The sequence below is a fragment of the Polaromonas sp. LjRoot131 genome, from assembly GCF_964252805.1.
In the GTDB taxonomy this organism is placed as follows: Bacteria; Pseudomonadota; Gammaproteobacteria; order Burkholderiales; family Burkholderiaceae_C; genus Polaromonas.
Genome location: NZ_CAXUPF020000001.1, coordinates 681,247 through 696,022 on the forward strand (window position 1 = coordinate 681,247; position 14,776 = coordinate 696,022).

The following is a 14,776-nucleotide window of genomic DNA, read 5'->3' on the forward strand; positions in this document are numbered from 1 at the left end:
ATGACCGGAGCCGTTTTGCTGGAGGTGAAAGACTCCCTGGCCTTTGTGACCCTGTCCCACCCCGGCAAGCTCAATGCCATGAGCCGCGCCATGTGGCGCGAGTTGCGTGCGGTGTTTGAGCGTATCCAGCAGAGCAATGGCTTGCGTTGCGTGCTGGTGCGGGGCGAGGGCGGGCACTTTTGCGCGGGAGGCGACATTTCCGAATACGCCGGTTTCCGGTTTGAAGAAGCCGCCCTGCGCGAGTTTCACGAGAAGGACGTGTGGGGCGGACTGCAAGCCATGCTGGATTGCGACGTCCCCATGGTCGCGCAGGTCGACGGCAACTGCATGGGCGCCGGCCTGGAAATTGCCAGCTGCTGCGACCTGCGCATCGCCGGCGATACGGCCAAGTTCGGCGCACCCATCGCCAAGCTCGGTTTTCCGATGGCGCCGCGCGAGGCCGCGTTGGTGATGCGCGCGGCGGGCGAGCTGACTGCCCGCGAAATGCTGCTGTCGGCCGCCGTGCTGGGTGCCGCCGAGATGAAGCAGCGCGGCTTTCTCAACCAGGTGGCGCCGGCCCATGAGGCGGGCGCAGCGGCCCTGGCCTGTGCGGCGAGCGCCGCCGCCCTGGCGCCTGGCGCGGCGCGGCTGAACAAGCAGGCCTTCAGGGCCCTGGCCGAAGCCGGCAACGCTCAAGCCGTGACTGATTTGACCGCGAGTGCCTACCGCTACGCCGCATCGCCCGAACACCGGGAGGGTGTCACGGCCTTTACTGAAAAACGCCCGCCCCGATTCGACGGCCGGGCCCCTGCATCCACACCACCGACAGCCTGATCCATGAAAAACCATAACCTGTTTGCGGCGCTGCGGGCCGCCTTTCCCTCATCGCTCGATGAAACCGCCGTCGAAACCGACAACGGCCTGCGCTATTCATGGCGCGACCTCGAACGCGGCACCGCGATGATGGCCAACCTGCTGGCTTCGCTGGGCCTTCCCCCGGGGGCCCGCGTGGCGGTGCAGGTCGAAAAGTCGGTGGAAGCCATGATGCTTTACCTGGCGACCCTGCGCGCCGGCTATGTGTTTTTGCCGCTCAACACGGCTTACCAGAGCGCCGAGATCGAATACTTCATCGGAAATGCCGAGCCCTCCGTGATGGTGTGCAGCAGCAAGAACTTCGGCTGGGTCAGCAAGATCGCCTTCAAGGCCGGCACGCAGAACGTCTTCACGCTCGACGACGACCGCACCGGCTCGCTGCTGGACCGCGCCGCGCACTGCAGCGACAAGCATGAGGCCGTGGCACGCCAGGCCGACGACCTGGCCGCCATCCTCTACACCAGCGGCACCACCGGCCGCAGCAAGGGTGCCATGCTGACGCACGGCAACATGCTGAGCAACGCGCTGGTGCTGAAAGACTATTGGGGCTGGAAGAAGGGCGACGTGCTGATCCATGCCTTGCCGATCTTTCACGTGCACGGCCTGTTTGTCGCCATCCACGGCGCGCTGATCAACGGCAGCAAGATGATCTGGCTCTCGAAGTTTGACCCCAAGCTGGTGGTGCAAAAATTGCCCGAGGCCACGGTGTTCATGGGCGTGCCCACGCTCTACGTGCGCCTGCTGGCCGAGGCTGGCCTGACCCGCGAAGCCTGCCGCAACATGCGGCTCTTCGTCGCGGGCTCAGCGCCCTTGCTGATCGAAACCTTCAACGAATGGAAGGAACGCACCGGCCACACGATTCTGGAGCGCTACGGCATGTCCGAAACCGTGATGCTGACCTCCAACCCCTACCAGGGCGCCGAGCGGCGCGGCGGTACCGTGGGTTTTGCGCTGCCCGGCGTCAGCTTGCGTGTGCAGGGCGAGGACGGCAAATCCCTGCCGGCCGGCGAGATAGGCGGCATCCAGGTCAAGGGCCCCAACGTCTTCAAGGGCTACTGGCGCATGCCGGAAAAAACGAAAGAAGAATTCACGGCCGACGGCTACTTCAAAACCGGCGACGTCGGCAAGATCGACGAGCGGGGCTACATCGTCATCGTGGGCCGCAGCAAGGACCTGATCATCAGCGGCGGCTACAACGTCTACCCGGCGGAGATCGAGGGCTACATCAACGACATGCCCGGCGTGGCCGAAAGCGCCCTGGTCGGTGTGCCGCACCCGGATTTTGGCGAAGTGGGTGTGGCCGTGGTGATCGCCAAGCCGGGCGTTTCGCTGGAGGGCGGCCAGATCGTGGGCGAACTCAAGTCCAGGCTGGCCAATTTCAAGATCCCCAAGCAGTGCTTTGTGGTCAGCGAGCTGCCGCGCAACACCATGGGCAAGGTGCAGAAGAATCTGCTGCGCGAGCAGTACAAGGGCTTGTTCGTTTAAGAGCAGGTGCTACGGCGCGAAGTCGTCGACCTGAATCACCTTGTCCGCCGCGCGCAGGTAGGCCAGCGCCAGCTCAGGCCGGTTTGAGCCTTGCGCGGCGCGTTCCATGGACTGGCGGCCGCGCACGGCCTTGTTGAGCGCCACGGTTTCTTCCCCAAGCTGGGCCGCCAGGTCCAGCGCATCCATCAAATCCCGTAAACCGCCGCTGCTCGGCGTGGCCAGGTCGGGGCCCAGGCGCCGCATGAGGGCAGGGTGGGTGCGAAGAAGTTTCGCCAGTTCCAGCAACTGCACATCCCGAAGCGGCGCCAGGCGGGTGCTGCGGTTAAGCACCATGGCCCCCACCACACGGCGCAGCGGCGAAGGGAAATTGGCGTAGAGCGCTTCCAGCGCATTGCCGGCTTCGTCGAGCTGCACACGGATCGCGGCCCTGGCCACCGGCAGCATGTCGCCGTCCTTTTCGACGGCGTAGCGCCACGCGCAGGCACTGGCCATGTAAAGGTGGGCCAGCACATCACCCAGCCGGGCCGACAGCAGCTCCATGCGTTTGAGCTTGCCGCCCAGCAGGCCCATGGCCAGGTCGCAGGTGAGCGCGTACTGGCTGCTAAGGCGGGCGATCAGCCGGGCTTCCTTTTCCAGGCCCGCCGGCGGCGTGCCCCGCAGTGGTGCGCCCGCGATGCTGTGCCAGAAGTTGCGCAGCACGTGCCCGCCATGGCCCATCAAGGCCTGGCCCAGCGCTTCGGCGTCCTTGTCCTGCACGGCCTGCATTTCCTTCATCACGTAAGGATGGCAGCGCACCGCGCCCTGGCCGAAAATAATCAGCGAGCGGGTCAGGATGTTGGCGCCTTCCACGGTGATGGCAATGGGCGCGCCGCGGTAGGCCACGGACAGCAGGTTGGAAGGGCCCTGGATGATGCCCTTGCCGCCCAGGATGTCCATGCCGTGGTTGACGGCCCGCCGGCCGGCTTCGGTCAGGTGCACTTTCAGGATGGCGCTGGCCACGCTGGGCTGCTCGCCCTTGTCCAGCACAGCGGCGGTGTAGCGGCGCGCGGCGTCCGTCGCGTAAAGCTCGCAGGCCATCCCGGCGATCACGCCGGCAATTGCATCGAAGCGGCCAATCGGAAGGCCGAACTGCTCGCGCACCTGGCCGTAGCCGTTGGCGACGAAGAGCGCGGTCTGCTGCATGGCCGAGCCCAGCGCCGGCAGCGAAATCGCGCGGCCTGCCGCCAGGCATTCCATCAGCATGCGCCAGCCTTGGCCGACCCGGGCTTCGCCTCCTATGATCCAGTCCATGGGGATGAAGACTTCGCGGCCTTCGATGGGGCCGTTCATGAAGGCAGCGTCCATGGGCCTGTGCCGCCTGCCGATGTTCATGCCGGGTTGCGGCACCGGGATCAGTGCGCAGGTGATGCCCAGCTGGCGTTGGCCTTCGGGCAGGCCTTCGTCGATGGCGTTGAAGGCCAGGCCGACGACGGTGGCCACCGGCGCCAGCGTGATGTAACGCTTGGAAAAATTGACGCTGAAGCCGCGCACCATGGCGCCGTCGACCTCGCGTTCGACCAGCACGCCGCTGTCGGGGATGGAGGCCGCATCGGAGCCCGCATAGGGCGAGGTCAGCCCGAAGCAGGGCAGGTCGCGGCCGTCGGCCAGGCGCGGCAGGTAATGCTGCTTCTGCGCCGGTGTCCCGTAGCGCAGCAGCAACTCGGCAGGGCCCAGGGAGTTGGGCACCATGACGGTCACGGCCGCGGAAATATTCAGGGTGGCGATGCGCGTGACCACGGTGGCGTGGGCGTAGTGGCTGAAACCCAGCCCGCCGTGCTCCTCGGGGATGATCATTCCGAAGAAGCGGTGCTCGCGCATATACGCCCAGACCTCGGCGGGCAGGTCGCCGGCCTGGTCGATGGCGAAATCGTCGAGCATGGAGCACAGAGCGGTGACTTCCGTGTCCAGAAAGGCTTGTTCGGTGGCGCTGAGCACAGTGGGCCCGGCGGCCAGCAGGGCGTCGAAATCGGGTTGGCCTGAAAACAGCCGGCCTTCGAAGCCGACGGTGCCGGCCTCCAGCGCGGCGCGCTCCGTGTCGCCCATCACAGGCAAAGCCCGGGCAAAGGGTTTCATGGCGGCCTGGCCTAGCCAGTGGGCAAATCCCATGGGGTATCTTTCGGAAAGGAGAGTGAAACTGGTCCCAAAAGCGTACGTGGGGAGGGACAGGGCGCCTAGCGCCTTAGGCCCGTTTTACTGTAGGCGGATTTGCCGGGCGGCCGGCGGCAGGCCCTCATGCAAAGGCGGCATAAGAAAGGTTCCCGCTCCTTCAGCCCTCTTATACAATTGCTCCGGTCTGATTTTTGCTAGTGTTTCCTGGTTTTTACTTCCAAGTTTTTATAAGAGGAGTTGAGGACATTATGAAAAAGCATCTTGGGTATTGGGCGTTTTCGGCCATGCTGGTAGCGGCATTGACTGCCTGCGGTAAAAAAGAAGAAGCGCCCGCCGCTGCCGCCCCGGCCGCAGCCGCGAGCGCACCGGCGCCTGTCGCCGCCGAGGAAAAGGTGCTCAATGTCTACAACTGGCCTGACTATGTCGCCAAAGACATGATCGCCAACTTCGAAAAAGAAACCGGCATCAAGGTCAACTACCAGACCTTCGAGAACAACGAAGCCTTGCACGCCAAGCTGGTAGCCGGCAACACGGGCTATGACATCGTCGTCCCCGGTGCCGTGTTCGCCAAGCCGCAGATCGACGGCGGCCTGCTCGCCAAGCTCGACAAGGCCAAGATCGCCAACTACGGCAACCTGGACCCGGCCATCATGGAAAAGCTGGGCACCATTGACCCGGGCAACGGTTACCTCGTGCCCTGGGCCTGGAGCTTCACCACGGTCGGCATCAACAAGGCCAAGGTCACCAAGGCCCTGGGTTCCACCCCCATGCCGGAAAACGCCTGGGACCTGGTGTTCAACCCGGTCTACACCGCCAAGCTCAAGTCTTGCGGCATCGCCTACCTCGACTCGCCCACCGAAGTGCTGCCGCCGGCCATGCACTACCTGGGCAAGAACGCGTATTCCAATGACCCGGCCGACCACAAGGCAGCCGCCGAGATGCTGGCCAAGGTGCGTCCGCACATCCGCATGTTCTCCAGCACCATGATTGACGACCTGGCCGGCGGCAAGGCCTGCGTGGCCCTGGCCTGGGCCGGCGACATCAACATCGCCCGTGCCCGCGCACTGGAAAACAAGAGCGGCAACGACGTCGAGGCCCTGCTGCCCAGCACCGGCGGCCTGATCTTCTTTGACACCCTGGCGATTCCCAAGGATGCCAAGCACCCGAACAACGCGCTGGCCTTCATCAACTACTCGCTGCGCCCGGAAGTGTCCGCATCCCTGACCAACGAACTGGGCTACGCCACCGCCAACAAGGCCAGCCTGGCCAACGTCAAGCCTGAGATCGCCAAGGACAAGGCTGTGTTCCCCGACGCGGACAACCTAAAGAAAATGGTGTCCCCGGCCAGCTTCAGCAACGAGGCCCGTGAGTCCATGAGCAATGTGTTCACCGCCTTCAAAAAAGGCAAGTGACGTTTTACTGATCTCTGGCAAGCGCTGATTTCAGTGTGAACCCGGCTGTGCATGCAATGTGTTGTGTGCACAGCCTTTTTTCATCTTGATGAAGGCAGGAAATCCTGTTCATGAATCTACCTCTCTCGGCCGGCGACGGGTTTTTGCGGACTGACCAGCTGGTCAAGCGCTTTGATGGCGTGGCCGCGGTCGATGACGTCTCGCTGTCCATCCACAAGGGTGAAATCTTCGCGCTACTGGGCAGTTCAGGCTGCGGCAAGTCGACCCTGCTGCGCATGCTGGCGGGTTTTGAAAAACCGACCTCCGGCGCGGTCTTCCTCGACGGCGTGGACATCGCGTCCTTTCCGCCCTACGAGCGGCCCATCAACATGATGTTCCAGTCGTACGCGCTGTTTCCGCACCTGACGGTCTGGGACAACATCGCCTTCGGCCTCAAGCGCGAGGGCATGCCCAAGGGCGAGATCGCGGCCCGCGTGCAGGAGATGCTCAAGCTGGTCCAGCTCGAGGCTTTCGCCAAGCGCAAGCCGCACCAGCTTTCCGGCGGGCAGCAGCAGCGCGTGGCCCTGGCGCGCAGCCTGGCCAAGCGTCCGCAGTTGCTTTTGCTTGACGAACCCCTGGGCGCGCTGGACAAAAAACTGCGCGAACGCACGCAGTTCGAACTGGTCAACATTCTTGAATCCGTGGGCGTGACCTGCGTCATGGTGACGCACGACCAGGAAGAAGCCATGGCCATGGCCTCCCGCATCGCGGTGATGAGCCACGGCCGTGTGCTGCAGGTTGGCACACCCAAGGAAATCTACGAGCATCCCAATTGCCGCTTTGTGGCCGACTTCATCGGCAACGTCAACATGCTGGAGGGCGAGCTTACGCTGGACGAGGCCGACCGCTGTGAGGTCACCACCGACCAGGGCGTGGTGAGCGTGGGCCACGGCATCAGCGGCACGCTGGGCATGTCGGTCGCCATCGCGGTGCGGCCCGAGAAAATCCACATCGCCAAGACCCGGCCGGCCGGCGTCGGCACTAACCTGTTCACCGGCAAGGTGCGCGAGATCGCCTATTTCGGCAGCTATAACACCTTCATCGTGGAAGCGGCCGGCGGCCGCTCCCTCAAGATCACCGAGACCAACACCACGCGCCACGACAGCGACACGATCACCTGGGACGACCCGGTCTTCTTCTGGTGGGATGGCTCCGCGCCGGTGGTGCTGACGCAATAAGTCCAGCCCACCGGCCTCCAACGATTCAATCCCGGCGATGAAAAACATCCCCTCCTGGCTTCAACTCAACCTCGGGCGGCGCTTCGTCATCGCCGTGCCTTACGTCTGGCTGCTGCTGTTTTTTGTGCTGCCTTTCCTGATCCTGCTGCGCATCAGCGTGACGGACATGGGCAACGGCGTGGATCCCTTCGCGCCCTTGATCGAAACGGTCAAGGGCTCGTGGCACGTGCTGCTGCGCTACAACAACTACGCGTCCATCTTCATCGACAACGCCCAGGATGCGGCGGGGGGCTTCGGCAACACGATTTACATGGAGGCCTACAAAACCTCCCTGAAGTACGCCTTGCTCACCACGCTGTCCTGTCTGGTCATCGGCTACCCGTTTGCCTATTTCATCGCCCGCTCGCGGCCCGCGATCCGCCCGGCCTTGCTGATGCTGGTGATGCTGCCGTTCTGGACCTCCTTCCTGCTGCGCGTCTACGCCTGGAAGGGCATCCTGGCTGACCAGGGCGTGCTCAACAACCTGCTGTTGTCGCTGGGCATCATCCAGGAGCCCCTGGTGATGCTCTACACCGACGTCTCCATGCTGGTCGGCATGACTTACGTGTACTGTCCCTTCATGATCCTGCCGCTTTACGCCAACCTGGTGAAGATGGATTTCCGCCTGCTGGAGGCCGCGCACGACCTGGGCGCCAGCGCCTGGAAGGCCTTCTGGCTGATCACTGTGCCGCTCAGCAAGTCCGGCATCGTGGCCGGTTCCATGCTGGTGTTCATCCCCAGCGTCGGCGAGTTCGTGATCCCATCGCTGCTGGGCGGCGCCGAAAACATCATGATTGGCCGCGTGGTCTGGGACGAGATGTTCAGCAGCAACAACTGGCCGCGCGCCTCCGCGCTGGCGGTGGTGATGATTCTGCTGATCCTGGTGCCGCTGGCCTTTTATTACCGCTCCAGCAGCGACCGCGACGCGCGGGGAGGGCGCTGAGATGAAAACCGGCATGAGGAGTCTTTCGCGCCTGGTGGAAAACAACGTGGGCAAGCTCTGGATGGGGCTGGTCTACCTCTTTCTCTACATCCCGCTGTTCTTCCTGATCGTCTTTTCCTTCAACAGCACGCGGCAGGACGGCGTCTTCACCGGCTTCTCGACGCGCTGGTATGAGGCCTTGCTGGCGGACTCGCGCCTGGTCGAAGGATTTTTTCTGTCGCTCAAGGTGGCGCTGATCACCGGCACCTTGTCGGTGGTGCTGGGCAGTTTTGCTGCCTTTGTGCTGGTGCGCTATCTGCGCTTCACCGGACGCACGCTGTTTTACGGGCTGGTGAATGCGCCGTTGGTCATGCCCGAGGTCATCATCGGGTTGTCCTTGCTGCTTCTGATGGTGGCGGTGCAGCGCACCGTGGGCTGGCCCGATCGCGGGTTCATCACCATCGTGACCGGCCACACCTTGCTGGGTATGGCCTATGCCACCGTGGTGATCCAGTCGCGCCTGAGCGAAATGGACCGCACCCTCGAAGAGGCCGCCATGGACCTGGGCTGCCGGCCCATGCAGGTGTTCTTTCTGGTGACCCTGCCCAATATCGCGCCCGCCCTGGTGTCGGCTTGGTTGCTGACCTTCACGCTCTCGTTTGACGACGTGGTGATTTCGGAATTCTTGTCGGGCCCGGGCGTGACGACCCTGCCGCAGGTGATCTTCAGCTATGCCCGCCGCGGTGTGAACCCGTCGATTTACGCGGCGGCCACGATTTTGATCACCGTGGTGTCGCTGGGCATCATCAGCTACAGCATCTACGTAATGCGCCGGCAAAAGCGGCTGGACCGCGAAATCAGTGCGGCGGCTCGACCGGAACAGGCTTTTCCAGACCCCGTCCCGGCAAAGTAGCCAGCACCACGCCGGCCAGCGCGATGCCGAAGGCACCGATCTGGGTGGGGTTCAGTGTTTCGCCCAGGACCATGACGCCGACCGCGGCGGCGCTGATGGGCAGCAGTACGGCAAACACGCCGGCTTCGTTGGCCGGGATAGTCTTGAGGCCCGTCATCCAGAGCCAGACCGTCCAGACACTCGCGGCCAGCGAGTAAAACACCAGCAGCAGCCAGAGGGAAGGCGCGACTCTACCGAAGTCAAAGCTCCAGGCCATCCAGAGGCCCAGCGGGGTGACGAGCGCAAAGCCCCAGAGGTTGATCAAGGCCGAAATACGCTTGGGGCTCAGCACGCCGGTCAGCTTTTTGCCGATCACCGCGTAGAAGGCCTCGCACAGGACCGCTCCCACCAGCAGCAGGTTGCCCAGCCAAGCGTACTTCGACGCCAGATCATCTTCCGGCCCAGCGGCGTGTGCTGGCGGTGGATTTTTGGACAGCGACACCAAGGCGATGCCGACCACGGCACAGGCCACCGCGCCCCATACCCGCAGGCTGATGCGCTCCCGCAGGAAGAGCCAGCTCATGAGCGCGACGGCGGCCGGAATGGAGGCCATGATGACGCCAGCCGCGACGGCGCTGGTCAGGCTCACGCCGAACAGCATGCAGATGGAAAACAGGAAGTTGCCCAGGAAGGACTCCAGGAACAGCAGGCGTGCGGTTTGCCGGCTCATAGGGACTTCTTCGGCGGGCTTTTTGAGCCAGCGCAGCATGGCCGCACCGCCTATGCCAAAGCGCAGCCAGGCGAGCAGGAAGACGGGCAGGGTGGCGACCAGGGGCTTGGACAGCGCCACATAGCTGCCCACCAGAGACATGCTGAGCCCGAGACAGGCGTAAGCCACAATGCGGTTCATTAAACTGGGAGTTCCTGTTGCACGGCCATGCGGCCCACCGGTTGGAGAGGGGGTTGGCAGGGATGCCAGCAGGCCGGAATCATGCCTTAATTTTCAGGATACCCGGGCCAACCGGGACACCAAGCGATGACACTTTCTTCTTCCACTCGCCATGTCTTTGTCTACGGCACCCTGCGCAAAGGGGAGCAGCGGGACATCAACCGCCTGCAGCCCGCGCCGCGCTGGGTAGGACGGGCGCAAGTGGCCGGCGTCATGCATCACCTGGGAAGCTACCCGGGCTTGGTGCTGGGCGGGCCAGGGGTGGTGCACGGTGAGGTCTACGCCATCAGCGCCGAGCTGGAGCGAATACTTGATGAAATCGAAGAGGTCTGGCCGCAGCAAACCGGCGAATATGCCAAGCGCGAAGTGGTGGTGCAGCTGGACGCGAGCCCGGAGCCAGGCGGATCGCGAGGCGAGGCGCGCGAGCTCTTGTGCGTTCTTTATGAAATTGCGCCTGAGCGTACCCAGGGAAAGCCTGTCATCGCCAGCGGCGACTGGGTGTTGCATCGCACTGGTCGCAAAGCCTGAGTTAGTGCGCGTTGCCGCAGTTTGTGCGCCCCGCTTCTTTCCTCCTTGATTTGAATTGCCGGATGGGTCGCTTTTGGGCCCTCGTTGCTGCCACAGCTGTGGTGTTGCGCCGTATTTCACGATCCAACAAATTCATTTCACCATACAAAAAAGTGAAATGGTGCGCTGCGGAAATTTTTCTCAATCCGAGAAATAGAATTTTGTATTGTGGTAATTTGTTGAGAGGTTGTTGATTTTGCTGGATTTTAATTTTGTCTTATATAAGACATAAGAGCTTCACAAAGTCTTGTAGAAGACTTAAAGTGACTCCATCGCATTCACTTTTCTCTTCTTCATTTTTCTTTCTTCAATTCTCTTTAACCCACGGAGCCCACCATGCCACAAACCCTCACTGAACAACTGAGCCGCGACCAGCAGATTTCCGCCCTGGAAAAAGAATGGGCCACCAATCCCCGCTGGAAGGGCATCAAGCGCGGTTACAGCGCGGCCGATGTGGTCCGCCTGCGCGGTTCCTTCCCCATCGAGCACACACTGGCACGCCGCGGTGCTGAAAAACTTTGGGGCCTGGTCAACAACGAGCCTTATGTGAATTGCCTGGGGGCGCTGACGGGCGGCCAGGCCATGCAGCAGGTCAAGGCCGGCGTCAAGGCCATCTACCTGTCGGGCTGGCAAGTCGCCGCCGACAACAACAGCTACGCTTCCATGTACCCCGACCAGTCGCTGTACCCTGTGGATTCCGTTCCCACTGTGGTCGAGCGCATCAACAATACCTTCCGCCGTGCCGACGAGATCCAGCACTCCAAGGGCATCGATGCCGGCGACAAGGGTTACATCGACAACTTCGCGCCCATCGTGGCCGATGCCGAGGCCGGTTTTGGTGGCGTGCTCAACGCCTTCGAACTGATGAAGGCCATGATCAAGGCCGGCGCCGCCGGCGTGCACTGGGAAGACCAGCTCGCATCGGTGAAAAAATGCGGCCACATGGGCGGCAAGGTCCTGGTGCCTACGGCCGAAGCCGTGCAAAAACTGGTGGCTGCCCGCATGGCTGCCGACGTCTGCGGCGTGCCCACGCTGGTGATTGCCCGCACCGACGCTGAAGCGGCCGACCTGCTGACCAGCGACTACGACGAAAACGACAAGCCCTTCATCACCGGCGAGCGCACCTCGGAAGGCTTTTACAAGACGAAAAAAGGCATTGACCAGGCCATCAGCCGCGCCATCGCCTACGCCCACTACGCCGACCTGGTGTGGTGCGAAACCGGCACACCCGACCTCGAGTTCGCCAAGAAATTTGCCGACGCCGTGCACAAGGTGCACCCTGGCAAGATGCTGGCCTACAACTGCTCGCCGTCCTTCAACTGGAAGAAAAACCTGGATGACGCAACCATTGCCAAGTTCCAGAAAGAGCTGGGCGCGATGGGCTACAAGTACCAGTTCATCACCCTGGCCGGCATCCATTCCATGTGGTACAACATGTTCGACTTGGCCCAGGACTACGTCAAACGCGGCATGTCGGCCTATGTCGAAAAAGTCCAGGAGCCTGAATTCGCAGCCCGCGACCGCGGCTACACCTTTGTGTCGCACCAGCAGGAAGTCGGCACCGGTTACTTCGACGAAGTTACCACCGTGATCCAGGGCGGCAAGTCCAGCGTGACCGCGCTGACCGGTTCCACCGAAGAAGAGCAGTTCCACTGAATTGACTCACTCCCCAACGATTACCCAGACGCTCGTGCCTTCAGGGCACAGCTTTAGCCCGGAGAGGCACTTAGGGCCTCTCCGGGCTTTTTTGCGAGCGCTTTTTGGCGTAGAGTGCAACTTGTTACATAAAACACGACATTGAACATCAACTGGAGGGGCTGCCGTGTCGGACTTAACCGTGGGTTTCAAGCGTATTTCCTGTCCCGACTGCGAGGGTTCCGGTGAACTGCGCATCGAGAGCGAAAACATCAACGAGCATTTCGAGGTCGAAAAGCAGACCGTCATCACGGAATGCCCGCGCTGCCTGGGTCTAGGCTTCTTGCCGCCGGGTTCGCAATAGCGTTTCGCGCAACGCAGAACGGGCGCCGCGGACGGGGTCTTGCCAACCTGCCGTAAAATACGCGCATGCAATCAATCAAGCTGGAAACAGGAAGGATCGTTCGGGTTATGACACCGCGAACTACGACCTTGTCCGTCTTCTGGAGTCATCCAGGGCGCTAAGTCGCACCCCTTGGTGATTGTTAGCTACACAATTTATAGCTTTCATCCAAATTTCCCCAAAAAAAGCGCGGCATGTTCCGCGCTTTTTTGTTGCTCCCATTTTTATCTCTAAAAAAGTCCATCCCATGATTCAGATCACGCTCCCCGATGCCTCCAAGCGCGAATACCCGCAAGCTGTCACGGTTGCCGAAGTCGCCGCCTCGATAGGTGCCGGCCTGGCCAAAGCCGCCCTGGGCGGCAAGGTCGACGGCAAGGTGGTGGACACCAGCTACCTGATCGACAAAGACAGCGCGGTCTCCATCGTCACCGCCAAGGATGCCGATGGCCTGGACATGATTCGCCATTCCACGGCCCACTTGCTGGCCTACGCCGTCAAGGAGCTGTTCCCGGATGCGCAGGTCACCATTGGCCCGGTCATCGAAAACGGCTTTTTCTACGATTTCTCCTACAAGCGCCCGTTCACGCCGGAAGACCTGGTGGCGATCGAAAAGCGCATGACGGAACTCGCCGCCAAGGATGAGCCGGTGACGCGCCGCGTGCTGCCGCGCGACGAAGCCGTGGCGCACTTCAAGAGCATTGGTGAGCACTACAAAGCCGAGATCATCGCCAGCATCCCCGCCAATGAGGACGTGTCGCTCTACCGCGAAGGGGCTTTTGAAGACCTGTGCCGTGGGCCTCACGTGCCCAGCACGGGCAAACTGAAGTTCTTCAAACTCATGAAAGTGGCCGGCGCCTACTGGCGCGGCGACCACCGCAATGAAATGCTGCAGCGTGTTTACGGCACGGCCTGGGCGACCAAGGACGAACTCCAGCAGTACCTGACGATGCTGGAGGAAGCCGAGAAACGCGACCACCGCAAGCTCGGCAAGGAACTGGACCTGTTCCACATCGACGACCATGCACCCGGCCTGGTGTTCTGGCATCCCAAGGGCTGGACGGTCTGGCAGGGCGTGGAGCAGTACATGCGCAAGGTCTACCAGGACAACGGTTACCAGGAGGTCAAAGGCCCGCAGATCATCGACAAGACGCTGTGGGAGAAAACCGGCCACTGGGACAAGTACCGCGACAACATGTTCACGACCGAGAGCGAAAAGCGCGAATACGCGCTCAAGCCCATGAACTGCCCCGGCCACATCCTGATCTTCAAGCAGGGGATCAAGAGCTACCGCGACCTGCCGCTGCGCTACGGCGAATTCGGCCAGTGCCACCGCAACGAACCTTCGGGCGGGCTGCACGGCATCATGCGTGTGCGCGGCTTCACGCAGGACGACGGCCATATTTTCTGCACCGAGGACCAGATCCTCAAGGAATGCGTGGAGTACACGACCTTGCTGCAGAAGGTGTACACCGATTTCGGCTTCAAGAACATCATCTACAAGGTCGCCACGCGTCCCGAGGCGCGCATTGGCTCGGACGAAAGCTGGGACAAGGCCGAGCATGCGCTGATGGAAAGCCTGCGCACATCCGGCTGCGAATTTGAAATCGCCCCCGGCGACGGTGCGTTTTACGGTCCCAAGATCGAATACACGCTGAAAGACGCCATCGGCCGCCAATGGCAGTGCGGCACCATGCAGGTCGATTTTTCGATGCCCGAGCGCCTGGATGCTGAATACGTCGGCGAGGATGGCAACCGCCACCGGCCGGTGATGCTACACCGCGCGATTGTGGGCAGCCTGGAGCGTTTTATCGGGATTTTGATCGAGGAACACGCCGGCGCGCTGCCGACGTGGCTGGCTCCCGAGCAGGTTTCGGTCCTCAATATCACCGATTCCCAGGCCGAATATGCCCGGGAAGTTGCCAAAACGCTGCAAAATCAAGGGCTTAGGGTCAACCTGGACCTGCGCAATGAGAAAATTACGTATAAAATACGGGAGCACTCGATGAAAAAGCTGCCTTACATCCTGGTCGTAGGCGACAAGGAGAAGGAGGCCGGAGCTGTAGCAGTGCGCGCCCGGGGCAACAAAGACCTTGGAGTGATGCCTCTCGATGCATTTGCCCGGCAAATTGCTTCTGACATCACACAAAAAGCCTGAATCGCTGACGAATTCCTCCGAGTTTGTGGGCATTGAAGCTTCTCGTTCTTGCAGGACGGGCGCAAGCCGCTATAGCTTTTATAGCAAGAGTTAAAGGATA

12 protein-coding genes are annotated in these 14,776 nt (G+C 61.9%); 10 read left to right on the top strand and 2 right to left on the bottom strand.

What is annotated here, in order from left to right; translation table 11 throughout:
• The gene (locus ACSQ27_RS03245) at positions 1-813 is read left to right on the top strand and encodes an enoyl-CoA hydratase/isomerase family protein (protein WP_436154047.1); all 813 of its coding nucleotides are present in this window, start codon (positions 1-3) and stop codon (positions 811-813) included.
• A 3-nt stretch (positions 814-816) separates the two neighbouring features.
• The gene (locus ACSQ27_RS03250) at positions 817-2,337 is read left to right on the top strand and encodes a malonate--CoA ligase (RefSeq protein WP_436154048.1); all 1,521 of its coding nucleotides are present in this window, start codon (positions 817-819) and stop codon (positions 2,335-2,337) included.
• 9 nt (positions 2,338-2,346) lie between these two features.
• On the opposite strand, the gene ACSQ27_RS03255 is transcribed toward ACSQ27_RS03250, so the two are convergent.
• Positions 2,347-4,482, bottom strand: a complete 2,136-nt coding sequence (locus ACSQ27_RS03255; RefSeq protein WP_436154049.1) for an acyl-CoA dehydrogenase — start codon at positions 4,480-4,482, stop codon at positions 2,347-2,349.
• Between the two features lie 251 nt (positions 4,483-4,733).
• On the opposite strand from ACSQ27_RS03255, the gene ACSQ27_RS03260 reads away from it, so the two are divergent.
• The 4 genes from ACSQ27_RS03260 (at position 4,734) to ACSQ27_RS03275 (ending at position 8,988) form a co-directional block, all read left to right on the top strand.
• A complete protein-coding gene (locus ACSQ27_RS03260) occupies positions 4,734-5,897 on the top strand; it encodes an extracellular solute-binding protein (protein ID WP_436154050.1) in 1,164 nt (387 codons plus the stop codon).
• Between the two features lie 110 nt (positions 5,898-6,007).
• Positions 6,008-7,114, top strand: coding sequence for an ABC transporter ATP-binding protein (locus ACSQ27_RS03265; RefSeq protein WP_436154051.1), 1,107 nt, complete (start codon positions 6,008-6,010; stop codon positions 7,112-7,114).
• A 37-nt stretch (positions 7,115-7,151) separates the two neighbouring features.
• Positions 7,152-8,096, top strand: coding sequence for an ABC transporter permease (locus ACSQ27_RS03270; protein ID WP_436154052.1), 945 nt, complete (start codon positions 7,152-7,154; stop codon positions 8,094-8,096).
• 13 nt (positions 8,097-8,109) lie between these two features.
• Positions 8,110-8,988 (top strand): ABC transporter permease, encoded by an 879-nt coding sequence (locus ACSQ27_RS03275; RefSeq protein ID WP_436154053.1) that lies wholly within the window; start codon positions 8,110-8,112, stop codon positions 8,986-8,988.
• Here ACSQ27_RS03275 and ACSQ27_RS03280 read toward each other — a convergent pair.
• Entirely contained in the window at positions 8,933-9,877 is a 945-nt protein-coding gene (locus ACSQ27_RS03280; protein WP_436154054.1) for a DMT family transporter, read from the bottom strand. The genes ACSQ27_RS03275 and ACSQ27_RS03280 overlap by 56 nt on opposite strands.
• A gap of 126 nt (positions 9,878-10,003) precedes the next feature.
• On the opposite strand from ACSQ27_RS03280, the gene ACSQ27_RS03285 reads away from it, so the two are divergent.
• The 4 genes from ACSQ27_RS03285 (at position 10,004) to thrS (ending at position 14,676) form a co-directional block, all read left to right on the top strand.
• Entirely contained in the window at positions 10,004-10,444 is a 441-nt protein-coding gene (locus tag ACSQ27_RS03285) for a gamma-glutamylcyclotransferase family protein (protein WP_436154055.1), read from the top strand.
• A gap of 375 nt (positions 10,445-10,819) precedes the next feature.
• Complete coding sequence (gene aceA / locus ACSQ27_RS03290) at positions 10,820-12,139, top strand: isocitrate lyase (RefSeq protein WP_436154056.1); 1,320 nt, start codon at positions 10,820-10,822, stop codon at positions 12,137-12,139.
• Positions 12,140-12,305: 166 nt separating this feature from the next.
• Entirely contained in the window at positions 12,306-12,482 is a 177-nt protein-coding gene (locus ACSQ27_RS03295; protein ID WP_436154057.1) for a hypothetical protein, read from the top strand.
• Positions 12,483-12,768: 286 nt separating this feature from the next.
• On the top strand, positions 12,769-14,676 hold the full coding sequence (gene thrS, locus ACSQ27_RS03300; protein ID WP_436154058.1) for a threonine--tRNA ligase: 1,908 nt from the start codon (positions 12,769-12,771) through the stop codon (positions 14,674-14,676).
• Positions 14,677-14,776 lie beyond the last annotated feature (100 nt).

Bases quoted from the DNA above. Each gene is read 5' to 3' on its own strand.
- ACSQ27_RS03265 (WP_436154051.1), top strand. From the start codon at position 6,008: ATGAATCTACCTCTCTCGGCCGGCGACGGGTTTTTGCGGACTGACCAG.
- ACSQ27_RS03250 (WP_436154048.1), top strand. From the start codon at position 817: ATGAAAAACCATAACCTGTTTGCGGCGCTGCGGGCCGCCTTTCCCTCA.
- ACSQ27_RS03255 (WP_436154049.1), bottom strand. From the start codon at position 4,482: ATGGGATTTGCCCACTGGCTAGGCCAGGCCGCCATGAAACCCTTTGCC.
- ACSQ27_RS03260 (WP_436154050.1), top strand. From the start codon at position 4,734: ATGAAAAAGCATCTTGGGTATTGGGCGTTTTCGGCCATGCTGGTAGCG.
- ACSQ27_RS03275 (WP_436154053.1), top strand. From the start codon at position 8,110: ATGAGGAGTCTTTCGCGCCTGGTGGAAAACAACGTGGGCAAGCTCTGG.
- ACSQ27_RS03270 (WP_436154052.1), top strand. From the start codon at position 7,152: ATGAAAAACATCCCCTCCTGGCTTCAACTCAACCTCGGGCGGCGCTTC.
- aceA (WP_436154056.1), top strand. From the start codon at position 10,820: ATGCCACAAACCCTCACTGAACAACTGAGCCGCGACCAGCAGATTTCC.
- ACSQ27_RS03285 (WP_436154055.1), top strand. From the start codon at position 10,004: ATGACACTTTCTTCTTCCACTCGCCATGTCTTTGTCTACGGCACCCTG.
- ACSQ27_RS03245 (WP_436154047.1), top strand. From the start codon at position 1: ATGACCGGAGCCGTTTTGCTGGAGGTGAAAGACTCCCTGGCCTTTGTG.
- thrS (WP_436154058.1), top strand. From the start codon at position 12,769: ATGATTCAGATCACGCTCCCCGATGCCTCCAAGCGCGAATACCCGCAA.
- ACSQ27_RS03280 (WP_436154054.1), bottom strand. From the start codon at position 9,877: ATGAACCGCATTGTGGCTTACGCCTGTCTCGGGCTCAGCATGTCTCTG.